At 74.1% G+C, this 14,101-nt stretch carries 13 protein-coding genes; 11 read left to right on the forward strand and 2 right to left on the reverse strand.

The genetic code is table 11. From position 1 onward, the window contains the following. Positions 1 to 177 precede the first annotated feature (177 nt). Entirely contained in the window at positions 178 to 1,173 is a 996-nt protein-coding gene (locus ACFWP3_RS03210) for a LuxR family transcriptional regulator (RefSeq protein ID WP_384215695.1), read from the reverse strand. Between the two features lie 142 nt (positions 1,174 to 1,315). Further along, positions 1,316 to 2,200 (reverse strand): helix-turn-helix domain-containing protein, encoded by an 885-nt coding sequence (locus ACFWP3_RS03215; RefSeq protein ID WP_384215696.1) that lies wholly within the window; start codon positions 2,198 to 2,200, stop codon positions 1,316 to 1,318. Between the two features lie 266 nt (positions 2,201 to 2,466). Here ACFWP3_RS03215 and ACFWP3_RS03220 point away from each other — a divergent pair, with 266 nt between their 5' ends. The 11 genes from ACFWP3_RS03220 to ACFWP3_RS03270 all read left to right on the forward strand — a co-directional run bounded on the left by ACFWP3_RS03220 (position 2,467) and on the right by ACFWP3_RS03270 (position 13,918). After that, entirely contained in the window at positions 2,467 to 2,712 is a 246-nt protein-coding gene (locus tag ACFWP3_RS03220; protein WP_384215697.1) for a hypothetical protein, read from the forward strand. Beyond that, entirely contained in the window at positions 2,705 to 3,292 is a 588-nt protein-coding gene (locus tag ACFWP3_RS03225; protein WP_384215698.1) for a hypothetical protein, read from the forward strand. The genes ACFWP3_RS03220 and ACFWP3_RS03225 overlap by 8 nt, the downstream gene beginning before the upstream one ends. A gap of 69 nt (positions 3,293 to 3,361) precedes the next feature. Then, positions 3,362 to 4,177, forward strand: coding sequence for a helix-turn-helix domain-containing protein (locus ACFWP3_RS03230; protein ID WP_384215699.1), 816 nt, complete (start codon positions 3,362 to 3,364; stop codon positions 4,175 to 4,177). 109 nt (positions 4,178 to 4,286) lie between these two features. Then, positions 4,287 to 4,469 (forward strand): hypothetical protein, encoded by a 183-nt coding sequence (locus ACFWP3_RS03235; protein ID WP_384215700.1) that lies wholly within the window; start codon positions 4,287 to 4,289, stop codon positions 4,467 to 4,469. A 78-nt stretch (positions 4,470 to 4,547) separates the two neighbouring features. After that, positions 4,548 to 5,078 carry a MauE/DoxX family redox-associated membrane protein gene (locus ACFWP3_RS03240; protein ID WP_384215701.1) on the forward strand — a complete coding sequence of 177 codons (531 nt, stop codon included), beginning with the start codon at positions 4,548 to 4,550 and terminating at the stop codon, positions 5,076 to 5,078. Between the two features lie 46 nt (positions 5,079 to 5,124). Continuing rightward, on the forward strand, positions 5,125 to 5,673 hold the full coding sequence (locus ACFWP3_RS03245; RefSeq protein ID WP_384215702.1) for a TlpA disulfide reductase family protein: 549 nt from the start codon (positions 5,125 to 5,127) through the stop codon (positions 5,671 to 5,673). Next, positions 5,670 to 7,667 carry an ABC transporter ATP-binding protein gene (locus tag ACFWP3_RS03250; protein ID WP_384215703.1) on the forward strand — a complete coding sequence of 666 codons (1,998 nt, stop codon included), beginning with the start codon at positions 5,670 to 5,672 and terminating at the stop codon, positions 7,665 to 7,667. The genes ACFWP3_RS03245 and ACFWP3_RS03250 overlap by 4 nt, the downstream gene beginning before the upstream one ends. Continuing rightward, on the forward strand, positions 7,664 to 8,344 hold the full coding sequence (locus ACFWP3_RS03255; RefSeq protein ID WP_384215704.1) for a S26 family signal peptidase: 681 nt from the start codon (positions 7,664 to 7,666) through the stop codon (positions 8,342 to 8,344). The genes ACFWP3_RS03250 and ACFWP3_RS03255 overlap by 4 nt, the downstream gene beginning before the upstream one ends. A gap of 11 nt (positions 8,345 to 8,355) precedes the next feature. Continuing rightward, a complete protein-coding gene (gene cysS / locus ACFWP3_RS03260) occupies positions 8,356 to 9,804 on the forward strand; it encodes a cysteine--tRNA ligase (RefSeq protein ID WP_384215705.1) in 1,449 nt (482 codons plus the stop codon). A 295-nt stretch (positions 9,805 to 10,099) separates the two neighbouring features. Next, positions 10,100 to 12,970 (forward strand): leucine--tRNA ligase, encoded by a 2,871-nt coding sequence (gene leuS / locus ACFWP3_RS03265; RefSeq protein ID WP_384215706.1) that lies wholly within the window; start codon positions 10,100 to 10,102, stop codon positions 12,968 to 12,970. A 198-nt stretch (positions 12,971 to 13,168) separates the two neighbouring features. Then, positions 13,169 to 13,918, forward strand: a complete 750-nt coding sequence (locus tag ACFWP3_RS03270; RefSeq protein WP_384215707.1) for a hypothetical protein — start codon at positions 13,169 to 13,171, stop codon at positions 13,916 to 13,918. Positions 13,919 to 14,101: the final 183 nt, after the last annotated feature.

Genomic DNA, 14,101 nt, shown 5'->3' on the forward strand with positions numbered 1-14,101 from the left:
ATCTTTTTTAACTGTCCCCCCTCACCAGTATATACACCCCCACGCTTGGCTCGTCTGTTTTTTTTTTTTAACACCCACATCCCTTTCCCAACCATCTCTCCCCGGGGGCCCCCGTGCGGGGGGGCCCCGCTTCTCGTTGTGGCTCACTTCTCGTTGTGGCCCGCTTCTCGTCGCGGCTCAGATCCAGCCCAGCCGCGCCGCCTTCACCCCGAGCTCGAAACGGCTGGACGCCCCGGCGAGGGCCGAGAGGTCGGCCACCATCCGCCGCTGGGTCCGCACCGACACCCCCAGCGCCCGGGCCACCACGGCGTCCGTGACCCCCTCCGCCAGCATCCGCAGCAGCTCACGCTCCTGCGGGGACGGGGAGCCCGGCTCCGGGCCGGTGGCCTCCGCGACCGCCTGCAAGGTCTCCGAGCTCTTCCAGTACGCGGTGAACAGCGCGTGCAGGGCCCGCACCACCGGCGCACTGCGCACCAGCAGCGCCGTCGGCTGGCCCGCCTGCACATCGCCCGGGAGAACGGCCTCCACGCCGTCCACGATGAGCAGCCGCATGGGCAGCGTGGGCGCCAGCCGGATCTCCCCGCCGTGCTCGTTGGCCCAGCGCAGATAGGTGAGCGCCTGGCGGTCCTTGCCGATCGCGTGCAGGTAGATGCTGCGGAACCGGACGCCGCGCAGGATCGCCTGCTCGTTGAGCGGCCGGCCCGCCTCGATGGCTTCCGGGGTCAGCGAGCCCTCCGGCTGGAGCGAGAGCACCTCGCGGTCGCAGCGGCTGGCGAGGGTCTCCAGCCGGGTGCGGATCTCGTCCTTGCCGTGCAGGACCTCGGTCCCGCTCGCCGCGTCCGTACGCCCCGCCGTCACGTACTCGGTGGCGAGCAGGGTCAGCGCGGCCCGGGTCTGGGCCACCCGTTCCTGGCGCAGGGCCAGTTCCTGCTGTTCGCGCTGGAGCATCATCTCCAGGCCCAGATCGGGGCTGACCGCCCGGACGTCGCTCGGGTCGTCCCAGGAAGGCCGCAGCAGCGCCAGCTCCACCAGCCGGTCGAGCGACTCCCGTACGCGCTGTTCGGAGATCGACAGCCGCTCGGCCAGCCGGTCCGGGCTCTGCTCGCGGTGCAGGAGCACGGCCCGGTAGACCGCGAGCACATCCGCGTCGAGAGCCGACTGCGTCTCCGTCATACCCGTCACCCTTCCGAAGGGGCGGCCCGCGTCCGGGGTGCTGTGCGGGCGGTCGTCGTAGCGTTCCACGGTGCAGGGCCGGGCGTCTTGGACGAACCCGACGCCCGTGTGCGGTCGGGCGCCGGGGCGGCCCGTCTGCCGGTCAGCCCGTCAGTACGGCGCTGGTGACCTCGCCGCTGACCCGGTCCACCTCGGCGGGCCCGGGCCGGTCGGAGGCGCGCAGGGCCAGGAAGTGCGAGGGGGAGTGGGCGGTCATCGCCTTGAAGTCCCGGTTCAGATGGGCCTGGTCGTAGAAGCCGGCCAGGGCGGCGGCCTCGGCCGGGCGCATCCCCGCCGACAGGGACCCGAGGGCCCGGCGGATCCGCAGCACCCGGGCCGCCGTGCGCGGCGGAAGCCCGATCTGCTCCCGGAAGCGGCGCTCCAACTGCCGCTCGCTCCAGGAGGTCTCGGCGGCCAGCGTGTGCACCGGCACCGTGCCGCCGCTGCGTTCGAGCCGGTTCCACGCCCACACCGTACGGGTGCAGGGCGCCGGGCCGGCCTGGATCCACAGCCGCAGCGCCGCGTCGAGGATCCGGAACCGGTCCTGCCAGGCGGGCGTACCGGCGAGGACGTCGCACAGGTCCTCGTAGCGGTGCCCGGCCAGGGCGGAGGTCTCGTTGACCGTGTTGCCCAGCTCGTGCATCTCGACGCCGAAGAGCCGGAACGCGGCCCAGGGGCGCAGGGTCACCTCGATGCCGTGCAGTTCGCCGCCGTGCTCGCCCAGGGTGGGGCGGGAGACCAGCCCCGAGACCAGCGGGGCCGCCGAGTGCACCAGGGTCTGGCCGGTCGTCGCGGACCGGACCCGCAGCGGCCGGCGCCCCAGGTTCAGTACGACGGTCACCGCCGCACAGGGGATCTCCAGCCGGCGGCGCGGCCGGCCGAGGGAGAGCCTGAATCCGCGGTACGCCAGGACGCCCGGCCGCAGCGCCGGGTGCGGCAGCCGCTCCGTGAACTCCCAGGTGCCCGCCGGACACGCACGAATCCGCATCTGCTCTCCCCCTTCGCGGGCGGCCGCGGACGGCCGCCCCCGGTCCCCGTAGGCAGGAGGCCAGCCTCATCCCCGCCCGCCCGGCCCACCAGCCGGTTTTCCGACAACCAGCGGTCCGGCGCGGGCTTGGCAGGTTTGTGTCATGCATCCGGCTGCAGCCCGGCAGCCCTTGGGCCGGGCGCCGCCGGGTGCTGTTCTGGGAGCAGCCCGGGCATCCGCCCGGTACGGCGCGAGACCGCGCCCGTCACACGACACCAGGGGGACCCATGTCCAGCACCAGCTTCCGCGCCGGACGATGTGCCGTCACCGCCGCGCTCGCCGTGGCGGTCCTCATGCCCCTGCACGCGGCGGTGGCCGACGGCCCCGCGGCGGGCACCGCGCGCCCCGCGCACACCGCCGACCTCGCCGAGGGGGCGGGCCCGGGCACCGGCACCGGTACCGGAAACGACGACTTCATCTGGAACATCGCGCCGAAGCCGGCCCCCGCCCCGGGCGCCGCCGCGCATGCCTGATTCCTTCCACGCGCCGGCCGGCCGCGTCGCCCTGGTGGTCACCCGCTCCCACGCCGTCGGCGGGCCGCTGTGCCGGGCCCTGGCCGCGGACGGCGCCCGGCTCGCCGTCGCCGGCCCCTCGGTCATCGAAGTCAGCGAGATCTGCGCCGAGTTGGGCCGCGACGAGACACCGGGCGCCGCCACCGCCCTGCCCTATCTGATGGCCCCCGGCACCGACAGCGGCCCCCGGCGGCTCGTCGCCGCCGTCCTGGACGACCTCCAGCGGATCGACGCCCTCGCCGTGGCCGCCGCGGCCGCCGTGCCCGCGGCCGCCCTGGTCGCCGAGACCGCCCGCGCCATGGTCCGCGGCGGCCGGGCCGGCCGCATCGTGGTCACCGGACCGGCGCGGCTCGCCGCCGAGGTCCGGCAGTGGGCCGACGCCCCGCGCGCCCACGGCATCACCGTGAACCTCCTCACGCCGGGCCCGCGGGCCACGGCCGAGGACCTGGCGGCGGGCGCGGCCCTGCTGCTGTCGCCGCTCGCCGGGGGCATCACCGGGCAGGCCATCGAGGTCGACGGCAGCCGCGTCCCGCGCGGCTGAGCCCCGCTGCCGCTGCCGCTCTCACCCCCCACCCCTTTCCCATCCACTGCCTCCCGAGGAGGAAGCCCGGTGGACGTTTCCGCCTGTCCCCACACGCCCGGCGCGTCGCTCGACGCCGGGCCCGACGCTTCGCTGCGCCCCGGAGTCCTGCGCTACCGGGACTTCCGGCGCGCCCAGGGCCCGCCCTGCCGGCACCTGGAGGTGCCCGCGGGCGCCGTCAGCCTGCTGCTGCTGACCGAGGGCGAGCTGCTGCTGGGTCCGCCCGACGGGTCCGGTCCGCTCGCCCCGCACACCGCGGTGGCCTGCGGGATGCGCACCAGCGGGCTGGCCGCCGAACACCGCGGCCCGGTGGCCGGAGTCGAGGTGACCCTCACCCCCTGGTGCGCCTACACCCTCTTCGGCGGCCTCTCCCTCGGCCTGCTGGGCCGCGGCCCGCTCGGCCTCGCCGATCTGATCGGGCCGAGGGCCGCCGCCCTGCGCGAACGCCTCGCCGAGGCCTCCGGCCCGCCCGCGCGGTTCGCCGTACTCGACCGGACCCTCGCCGAGCTGCTGACGGCCGGGCCGCCGCCCGCGCCGCCCGTCGTACGGGCCTGGCGCGGCCTGCACGCGAGCGCGGGCGGCGCCTCCATCCCCCAGCTGGCCCACGAGGTCGGCTGGTGCCAGAGCCAGCTCGAGCGCCGCTTCCGCGAACAGGTCGGCCTGACCCCCAAGGGCTGCGCGCGCGTCATCCGGCTGCGCAACGCGCTGCGGCTGCTGCGCGGCGGAGTACCCGGCGCGGAACTGGCCGCGGCGGCCGGCTTTCACGACCAGTCCCATCTCAGCCGTGAATTCAAGTCCATGACCGGCACCACGCTCGGACGCTATCTCGAGGCGACGGGAAGCTGAATTTCTACAAGACCGGCAGCGGTCCGATCCGCGAAAGTAATGACCACGGAGAGAGGGAAAATGAATCTCCGGGAAGAAGAAATTCAATTCCTCACACACGGGAGACATCGTGTTCAAGAAGATCGAGGCCCTCGGCGACAGCCTGCTCGCCCTGATCGCGCCGAAGACCGAAGCGGCCGCGGCCCCCTGCTACGTCCGCAAGTACCCCGCCTGCTGGCAGTGCGCCGGCCGGCCGTGCGAGGCCTGCTGCGACGCCAACGGCAAGAACTGCCAGTACATCGACTGCCGCTGAATTCCTGCGGTAGCCGCACGGCAATGAATACGGCCGGCTGAGATTCCGCCCCCCGGGCGACCCCACAGGTGGTGAACCATGCTATATCTGGCCATCGGAATGCGTTGCCTGATCGGGGCGGTATTTCTGGTCTCCGTCCTCGGAAAGACCACCGGCCGCGGCGCCTACGCCGCATTCGTCGTCTCGGTGCGGGAGCTGCTCCCGCTCTCCCGCACCGTGACCCGGCCGGCCGCCGCGCTCGTCGTCCTGGGCGAGGCAGCGATCATCCCGCTCCTCGCCCTGCCCCAGCCCCTCGCGCACCAGACCGGATTCGCCCTCGCGGCCGTCCTCCTGGCCGCCTTCACCGCGGCCATCGCCGGATCCCTGCGCCGCGGATCCCGCACCCCCTGCCGGTGCTTCGGCGCCTCGACCACACCGCTCGGCCCCCGGCACCTCGTACGCAACCTGCTCCTCGCCGCCGGTGCGACGGCCGGCGCGACGGCCGCCGCGGCCGCCGGGCCGGCGCACCCCGGCGGGGTGCTCGCCGCCGTTTTCGCGGGACTGCTGCTCGGTGCCCTCGTGACCCTGCTCGACGACCTGCTCTACCTCCTGCGGCCGGCGGCCGTCTGACCCGCCCGGCCCGTCCCGCGCACCTTCGACCCGCTACGGAGCTGACATGCCCCTCCTGATCACCGCAGTGGCCCTGGTCGGGCTGCTCGCCGCCCTCGACCTGCTGCTCACCGTCGGCGTGATCAAGCGCCTGCGCGACCACGCCGACCTGATCTCCGACAAGGCGAACGCGGACGCCCCGGTGCCCCTCGACATCGGCGAGGAAGTGGGGAACTTCTCCGTGACCAGCGCCGACGACGAGGAGCTCACCCTGGCCGACCTCGACGGCGAGACCCTCGTCGCCTTCTTCTCCCCGAACTGCACCCCGTGCAAGGAGAAGCTGCCCCTGTTCACCGAGTACGCCCGGCACTTCCCCGGCGGACCCCGGCAGGTGCTCGCCGTCATCGCGGGAGGCGCCGAGGGCGGCGGCCGGTTCGCCGAAACCCTGCGACCCGTCGCCCGGGTCGTCCGCGAGGACTACAACGGCGAGGTGGGCGCGGCCTTCCAGGCCAAGGCGTACCCCACCCTGCTGCTCGTCGGCCGGGAGCCCGACGGACGGGTCGTCGTCCGGGACAACCAGGTCGACGTGACCGCCGGCCTTCCCCTCGCGGCATGAGCGGGCGGGAGCGCCGGGAGCGCCGGCAACCGGGGCGCGGCGGCCGCTCCCGGCACACCCGCACCGCAGAGGGGCGCGAGCCCGCCGTCCGCCCGTCGCGGCGCCGGCGCCTCTTCGCCGCCACCGCCCTGGCCGCGACCGCCGCACCCTGGGTCCTCGCGGGGTACGTCGTCCTCACCCTGGCCGCCGGGTCCCTGCCGGTGGCCGCCGCCTGGTTCACCAAGACGGTCGTCGACCGCATCTCCGGCGGTCCGGCGGCCGGCGGGCTGCTGGCCCCGGCCGCGCTGCTCGCCGCGACCGGGGTGCTCGCCGCGGTCTTCCCGCAGGTCGCCCAGTACCTGAGGGCCCGGCTCGACCGCCGGGCCGGACTGCTCGCCATGGAGCGGCTGTTCACCGCCGTCGAACGGTTCACGGGTCTGCGGCACTTCGAGAACCCCGAGTTCCTGGACCGGCTGCGGCTCTCGCAGCAGGCCAGCCGGGTCGCCCCCAACCAGACCGTCGACGCGGCGCTCGGCCTGATCCGCTCGCTGATCACCGGCGCCGGACTGCTGGGCACCCTGCTCCTGCTGAGCCCGCTGATGACCGTACTGGTGCTGCTGTCCGGTCTGCCGATGCTCCTCGCCGAACTCGACCTGTCCCGGCGCCGCGCGCACACCCTGTGGTCCGTCAGCCCCGCCGAGCGCCGCGAGGCGTTCTACGCCGAGCTGCTCACCTCCGTACAGGCGGCCAAGGAGGTGCGCCTCTTCGGGCTCGGGCCCTTCCTGCGCGGCCGGATGGCCGCCGAGCGGAAGGTCTCCGACCGGGGGCGCGCGGCCGTCGACCGGCGCGAGGTCCTCGTCCAGGCCGGGCTGGCCCTGCTGGCCGCGCTGATGTCGGGCGGCGGCCTGGTGTGGGCCGTGAGCCAGGCCCGGACCGGAGGCCTCACCGTCGGCGACGTGATGATCTTCGTGGCGGCGGTCGCGGGCATCCAGGGGGCCCTGATCTCCTTCGCCGCCGACCTCGCCCGCGCCCACCAGGCGCTGCGCTCCTTCGAGCACTTCCTGACCGTCCTCGGCACCCCCTCCGACCTGCCGGTGCCGCGACAGCCGCTCCCGCTGCCCGAGTTGCGGCGCGGGATCGAGCTGCGGGACGTCTGGTTCCGCTACGGGCCCGACCAGCCGTGGGTGCTGCGCGGGGTGACCCTCCACATCCCGCACGGGACGACGCTGGGCCTGGTCGGCCTCAACGGAGCCGGCAAGTCGACGCTGGTCAAGCTGTTGTGCCGGTTCTACGACCCGACGCGCGGGGCCATCCTGTGGGACGGCGTGGACCTGCGAGACGCCGCCCCCGAGGCGCTGCGCGAGCGGCTCAGCGTGGTCTTCCAGGACTACATGGAGTACGAGCTGACCGCCGCCGAGAACATCGCCCTCGGCGAGCTCACCGCCCTCGACGACCCGGACCGCATCCGGGCCGCAGCCGACCGGGCGGGCATCCACCGCAGGCTCGCGGAGCTGCCGCGCGGCTACGACACGCTGCTGACCCGCACCTACTTCATGGAGTCCGACAAGGACGACCCGGACCTCGGGGTCGTCCTCTCCGGCGGCCAGTGGCAGCGGCTCGCCCTGGCGCGGGCCCTGCTGCGGCACCGGAGGGACCTGATGATCCTGGACGAGCCCTCCTCGGGCCTGGACGCGGCCGCCGAGCACGAGGTGCACAGCTCGCTCGCCGCGCACCGCGAGGGGCGCACCAGCCTGCTGATCTCGCACCGGCTGGGCGCGCTGCGGGTCGCCGACCGGATCGTGGTGCTGGCGGGGGGCCGGATCACCGAGCAGGGCACGCACGGCGAACTGCTCGGTGCGGCGGGCGAGTACGCCCGGCTCTTCACCCTCCAGGCGCAGGGCTACCGGCCCGGCCCGGACGCGGACACGGGCGCGGACGCGGGCGCGACCGCATCCGCGATCGCGGCGCCGGCCGAGGCCCCGGACCGCGCGGCGCGGACGGAGCCGGTCCGATGAGCCGTCGGGTACTGCCCGGGGAGCCGCTGCCCGAGCGGCCCGAGCAGCCGTACGGGCCCGAGCTCGCGGCGGCCACGGGCGACGGCCCCGCCACCTGGGCGGGCCCGCCGCGCCCCGCCGCGACGGCCGCCCGGTGCCGGAGCCGCGCCTCCGCGGCGGTGGCCGGGGCCCTGCCGCTGGCGCTGGCCGGAGCCGGGGCCGCCGCGCTGGTCAGCGGCGGCACGGGGATCCGTACGGCCTCGGTCGCGGTCCTCGCCGCCGCGGCCCTGTGGTGGGCGCTGAGCCGCCGGTTCGTCGTCGTCACCGTGCGCGGCCCGAGCATGGAGCCGGCCTACCGCGACGGGGACCGGGTGCTCGTCCGGCGCGGCGGGCGGCCCGGGAACGGGGAGGTCGTCGTCGCCGAACACCCCGGCGCGGCCCGGCGCGGTGAGTCCGGCCTGCTCATCAAACGGGTGGCCGCCGTCCCCGGCGACCGGATCCCGCGCGTCGGGGTCCCGGCCCTGGCCCGTGCCCCCGGCAGCCGGGTCCCGGACGGCCGGCTGGTCCTGCTCGGCGACAACCGCCCGGTCAGCCTCGACTCGCGCGAACTGGGCTACTTCCCGGCCGACCGGGTCCTGGGGCGCGTCCTGCGCCAGCTGCCCGCCCGCCGCAAGCCCCCCACCCGTACGAAGACGTGAAGGAGCGAGCCATGGCACTGCGTTTGTTCGACACCGGTACCCGGACCGTGCGGGCCTTCGTCCCGCTGCGCCCCGGCGAGGCATCGCTCTACGTCTGCGGGGCGACCGTGCAGGGGCCGCCGCACATCGGGCACGTCCGTTCGGGGGTGAGCTTCGACATCCTGGCGCGCTGGCTCGCGCACACCGGCCACCGGGTCACCCTCTGCCGCAACGTCACCGACATCGACGACAAGATCCTCGCCAGGGCGGCCGCCGAGGGCGTCCCGTACTGGGCGCTGGCGCAGCGCAACGAGCGGGCCTTCACCGCCGCCTACCAGGCCCTGGGCTGCCTGCCGCCCACCGTCGAGCCGCGCGCCACCGGGCACGTGCCCGAGATGACCGCCCTGATGCACGAGCTCGTGGACCGCGGCCACGCCTACGCGGCGGGCGGCGACGTGCTGTTCTCGGTCGGTTCGCTGGCGGACTACGGGGCGCTGTCGGGCCGGGTCGGCGAGGACGCCGCCCGGGCCGGGGCCGGCGGCCGGGTGACGGGCGGCGGCGACGCCAAGCGGGACCCGCGCGACTTCGCCCTGTGGAAGGGGGCCAAACCCGGCGAGCCCTCCTGGCAGACGCCCTGGGGCCCGGGCCGGCCCGGCTGGCACCTGGAGTGCTCCGCGATGGCCCGCCGGTACCTGGGGGACACCTTCGACATCCACGGCGGCGGCATCGACCTGCTCTTCCCGCACCACGAGAACGAGCGCGCCCAGTCCGCGGCCGCCGGCTGCGGGTTCGCCCGCTACTGGATGCACAACGCCTGGGTGACCACGGGCGGCGAGAAGATGTCCAAGTCGCTGGGCAACTCGCTGCTGGTGTCCGCGATCCTCGCCACCTGCCGGCCGGTCGTGCTCCGCTACTACCTCGGCACCCCGCACTACCGCTCGGCGATCGAGTACGGCCGGGCGGCGCTGGACGAGGCGGCGAGCGCCTACGGCCGGATCGAGCAGTTCGTGCTGAGGGCGCACGAGTACGCCGGGCCGCTCGCGCAGGACGCGGAACGGGCGCACCCCTTCGCGCTGCTGCCCGGCCCGTTCACCGCCGCCCTCGACGACGACCTCGGCGTGCCGCAGGCCACCGCCGTGGTGCACCAGCGGGTACGGGAGGGCAACGCGGCCCTCGCCGCCGACGACAAGGAGCAGGTCGTCCGCCTGCTGGGCGAGGTGCGGGCCATGCTGGGGGTCCTCGGCCTCGACCCGCTCGACCCGCACTGGGCGGCGGGCCGCGACGCGGAAACGGCCGGCTCCCCGGGCCACGGCGGCACGCTCGGCGCACTGGTCGAGCTGGCCCTGGAGGAGCGCCGGCTGGCCCGGGCGGCGCGCGACTACGCCGCCGCGGACCGCATCCGCGACCGGCTCGCGGCCGCGGGGGTGGAGCTGGAGGACACGCCCGCGGGGCCGCGCTGGGCGCTGGGCGGCCGCCGCTGAGGCCCGCCGCGGCCGCGGTTCCGGTAGCGGGCGCTCCGGTACCGGGCGTAGCGGGCACTCCACTACCCGGCACCGCGGCCGGTCCGTCCGGGGCGCGGACGGACCGGGCGGCGGCTGCGGCCGCTGCGGTACTCTGACGCCATGCGTGCCGTACGCCTTCTGCTTACCGAGCCGCGCTGATCAGTACCGACCCTCCGAGACGGTCGGCATCGGCGCGGCGCCCCCTCCTGTGCGAGGGGTTTTTTCGTTTGGGCAGGCAGAGATGGCAGAGACGATCGATGGAGCTTCAGAAATCATGAGCGAGACGAACACCCCGGCCCCCGAGGCGGCCGAGGGGCACCGTTACACGGCCGCCATGGCCGCCGACATCGAGGCACGCTGGCAGGACGTCTGGGACGCGCAGGGAACCTACGAGGCCCCGAACCCGACCGGTGACCTGGCCGGTGACCCCGCCGTGGTCGCGCGGCCCACGAAGTTCATCATGGACATGTTCCCGTACCCGTCCGGCGCGGGGCTGCACGTCGGCCACCCGCTCGGGTACATCGCCACCGACGTCTTCGCCCGCCACCAGCGGATGACCGGGCACAACGTCCTGCACACCCTGGGCTTCGACGCCTTCGGCCTGCCGGCCGAGCAGTACGCCGTGCAGACCGGCACGCACCCGCGGGTCTCGACCGAGGCGAACATCGAGAACATGAAGGTCCAGCTGCGCCGGCTGGGCCTGGGCCACGACAAGCGCCGGTCCTTCGCGACGATCGACCCGGACTACTACAAGTGGACCCAGTGGATCTTCCTGCAGATCTACAACTCCTGGTACGACCCGGACGCGAAGAAGGCCCGGCCGGTCGACGAGCTGGTCGCCGAGTTCGAGAGCGGCTCCCGCGAGGTCCCCGGCGGCCGCGCCTGGGCCGCGCTGACCGCGGGCGAGCGGGCCGACGTACTGAACGAGTACCGGCTGGCGTACTCCTCGGACGCGCCCGTCAACTGGTGCCCCGGGCTGGGCACCGTACTGGCCAACGAGGAGGTCACCGCGGACGGCCGCTCCGAGCGCGGCAACTTCCCGGTCTTCAAGTCCAAGCTGAGCCAGTGGAACATGCGCATCACCGCGTACGCCGACCGGCTGCTGGACGACCTGGACGCGCTGGACTGGCCCGAGGCCATCAAGCTGCAGCAGCGGAACTGGATCGGCCGCAGCGAGGGCGCGCGCGTCGACTTCCCGCTGGGCGACGAGGCGATCACCGTCTTCACCACCCGCCCGGACACCCTGTTCGGCGCCACCTACATGGTGCTGGCGCCCGAGCACCCGCTGGTCGAGAAGTTCATCCCGGCCGCCTGGCCCGAGGGCACCCACGACGTGTGGACCGGCGGACACGCCACCCCGGCCGAGGCCGTCACCGCGTACCGCAAGCAGGCCGCCTCGAAGTCCGACGTCGAGCGGCAGGCCGAGGCCAAGGACAAGACCGGCGTCTTCACCGGCGAGTACGCGGTCAACCCGGTCAGCGGCGAGAAGGTCCCGGTCTTCATCGCCGACTACGTGCTGATGGGCTACGGCACCGGCGCGATCATGGCCGTTCCGGCGCACGACGGCCGCGACTTCGAGTTCGCGCGCGCCTTCGAGCTGCCGATGCGCTGCGTCGTCCAGCCGTCGGACGACCGCGGCACCGACCCGTCGACGTGGGACGACGCCTTCGTCTCGTACGACGCCAAGCTGGTCAACTCCTCCGGCGAGGGCATCTCCCTGGACGGCCTGGGCGTGGTCGAGGCCAAGGCCGCGATCACCGACTGGCTGACCGGGCGCGGCATCGGCGAGGGCACCGTCAACTTCCGCCTGCGCGACTGGCTGTTCAGCCGCCAGCGCTACTGGGGTGAGCCCTTCCCGATCGTCTACGACGAGGACGGCATCGCGCACCCGCTGCCCGCCTCGATGCTGCCGCTGGAGCTGCCGGAGGTCGAGGACTACTCGCCGCGCACCTTCGAGCCGGACGACGCCACCTCCAAGCCGGAGACCCCGCTGTCCCGCAACGGCGAGTGGGTCAACGTCGAGCTGGACCTGGGCGACGGGCGCGGTGTCCGCTCCTTCCGCCGCGAGACCAACACCATGCCCAACTGGGCCGGTTCCTGCTGGTACGAGCTGCGCTACCTGGACCCGAACAACGCGTCGGCGCTGGTGGACCCGGAGATCGAGCAGTACTGGATGGGCCCGCGCGAGGGCGCTCCGCACGGCGGTGTCGACCTGTACGTGGGCGGCGCCGAGCACGCGGTGCTGCACCTGCTGTACGCGCGCTTCTGGTCGAAGGTGTTGTTCGACCTGGGCCACGTCTCCTCGGCCGAGCCGTTCCACAAGCTGTTCAACCAGGGCATGATCCAGGCGTACGCCTACACCGACGAGCGCGGCGTGTACGTCCCGGCGGCCGAGGTCGAGGAGCGGGACGGGGCCTGGTACTACCAGGGCAAGCGGGTCAGGCGCGAGCACGGCAAGATGGGCAAGTCCCTGAAGAACGCCGTCACGCCGGACGAGATCTGCGAGGAGTACGGCGCGGACACCCTGCGCCTGTACGAGATGGCGATGGGCCCGCTGGACGTCTCCCGTCCGTGGGACACCCGGGCCGTGGTCGGCCAGTACCGGCTGCTGCAGCGCCTGTGGCGCAACGTCGTCGACGAGGAGACCGGCCAGGTCACCGTCGTGGACGGGGAGCCGGGCGAGGACACGCTGCGCGCCCTGCACAAGGCGATCGACGGGGCCGGCGCGGACATGGCCGGGCTGCGCTTCAACACCGCCATCGCGAAGATCACCGAGCTGAACAACGCCCTGACGAAGGCGGGCCGGCCGCTGGAGCGGTCCGTGGCCGAGGACCTGGTGCGACTGGTCGCGCCGCTGGCCCCGCACATCGCGGAGGAGCTGTGGCACCGTCTGGGCCACACCGACTCGGTGGTCCACCAGGACTTCCCGGTCGCCGACCCGGCGTACGTCGTGGACGAGAGCGTGACGTGCGTGGTGCAGGTCAAGGGCAAGGTCAAGGCGCGCTTGGAGGTGCCGCCGACGATCTCGGACGCGGAGCTGGAGCAGCTGGCGGTCACCGATGCGGGCGTGGTCGCGGCCCTGGGCGGCGCCGAGATCCGCAAGGTGATCGTGCGCGCGCCGAAGCTGGTGAACATCGTCATCTGAGGCGGGACGGCGTCTAACGGCGTCTGACGCCGTGCGACGCCGCTGACGTCCTCTGGCTTCTCTGGAGTCATCCGGCGTCACCCGTTCCCCATGGGGGACATCCCGTACGGGCAGGTTGGGGGTTCGATTGGAACCCCTGGCCTGCCCGTGGCGTTTACGGTGGAGGGGAAGAGCTGACGCCTGGGGAAAGGGGCCACCATGGAGGCCGCGTTGATCATCTTCGCGCTGATGTTGCTGGCTGTCGTCGGCCTCGGTGCGTACGTCACGGTCAAGGCGGTGGGTGCGGCCAAGCGGGGCGTGGAGCGCACGGTCGTCCAGGCCCGGCGGACGGTGGAGGACACCACCCTGCGGGCCAAGAGCTTCGGCCAGGTCGGTGTCGTGGGGGCGCTGGCGCAGCTGCGGCTGGACCTGCGGACCTCGATGCGGGCCACGGAGCAGGCGCTGTCCGAGGGTGCCCGGTCGGACGCCTCGCTGAAGGAGTCCCTCGGGCTGTTCCAGCGGCTGAGCGCGCACGGCCGGGAGCTGGACAATGAGCTGAAGCGGCTGGAGCAGGAGCCGGACCGGCAGCGGACCGCGGAGCTCCTTCCGGAGCTGAGGGAGCGCACGGCCAGGATCGTGGCGTCCGCGGACTCGCTGCGCTGGGCGGCCCGGGACCGGGCCCAGCGCTTCGCGGAGGACGACCTGTCCACGCTGTCGGAGCAGATCGAGATGGAGTCCGGGGCGCTGCGGGACTGGTCGCGCGAGCCCGTGGACGACTTGGCGGCGGCGGCCGCGGCGTGGGACGCGGCGCAGGCGCGGGGTGCGGGGGTCCCTCCGGCGGCTCCGGCGGCTCCGGCTGCCCCGGCGCACGGGGCGGGCACGGGATCGGGGCCGGCGGCTCTGAGCCAGGCCGCTCCGGCGCCCGAGTACCCCTGGCAGAAGGCGCGTCGGCCGGAGAGCACGACCTGATCGCGATCGGATGCCCCGTGGATGCCCCGCGGATGGGCCGCGGGGCGGATGCCGTAACCGGGGTGCCGTAGGCTCTGCCCGCTGCGGTGCCCTGGCTGTGGTCCCTGCTGGTGGCCCTGCCGACGGCTGAGGGCCTCGCGGAGGGGCGGGGCGTATTGCCCGCCCAGGGGCGCTGGCCGACGG

It is taken from the genome of Streptomyces sp. NPDC058525 (assembly GCF_042719495.1).
Lineage (GTDB): Bacteria > Actinomycetota > Actinomycetes > Streptomycetales > Streptomycetaceae > Streptomyces.

Coding starts and splice junctions, on each gene's coding strand:
- leuS (WP_384215706.1), top strand. CDS start 10,100: ATGAGCGAGACGAACACCCCGGCCCCCGAGGCGGCCGAGGGGCACCGT.
- ACFWP3_RS03270 (WP_384215707.1), top strand. CDS start 13,169: ATGGAGGCCGCGTTGATCATCTTCGCGCTGATGTTGCTGGCTGTCGTC.
- ACFWP3_RS03250 (WP_384215703.1), top strand. CDS start 5,670: ATGAGCGGGCGGGAGCGCCGGGAGCGCCGGCAACCGGGGCGCGGCGGC.
- ACFWP3_RS03245 (WP_384215702.1), top strand. CDS start 5,125: ATGCCCCTCCTGATCACCGCAGTGGCCCTGGTCGGGCTGCTCGCCGCC.
- cysS (WP_384215705.1), top strand. CDS start 8,356: ATGGCACTGCGTTTGTTCGACACCGGTACCCGGACCGTGCGGGCCTTC.
- ACFWP3_RS03215 (WP_384215696.1), bottom strand. CDS start 2,200: ATGCGGATTCGTGCGTGTCCGGCGGGCACCTGGGAGTTCACGGAGCGG.
- ACFWP3_RS03240 (WP_384215701.1), top strand. CDS start 4,548: ATGCTATATCTGGCCATCGGAATGCGTTGCCTGATCGGGGCGGTATTT.
- ACFWP3_RS03255 (WP_384215704.1), top strand. CDS start 7,664: ATGAGCCGTCGGGTACTGCCCGGGGAGCCGCTGCCCGAGCGGCCCGAG.
- ACFWP3_RS03225 (WP_384215698.1), top strand. CDS start 2,705: ATGCCTGATTCCTTCCACGCGCCGGCCGGCCGCGTCGCCCTGGTGGTC.
- ACFWP3_RS03210 (WP_384215695.1), bottom strand. CDS start 1,173: ATGACGGAGACGCAGTCGGCTCTCGACGCGGATGTGCTCGCGGTCTAC.
- ACFWP3_RS03220 (WP_384215697.1), top strand. CDS start 2,467: ATGTCCAGCACCAGCTTCCGCGCCGGACGATGTGCCGTCACCGCCGCG.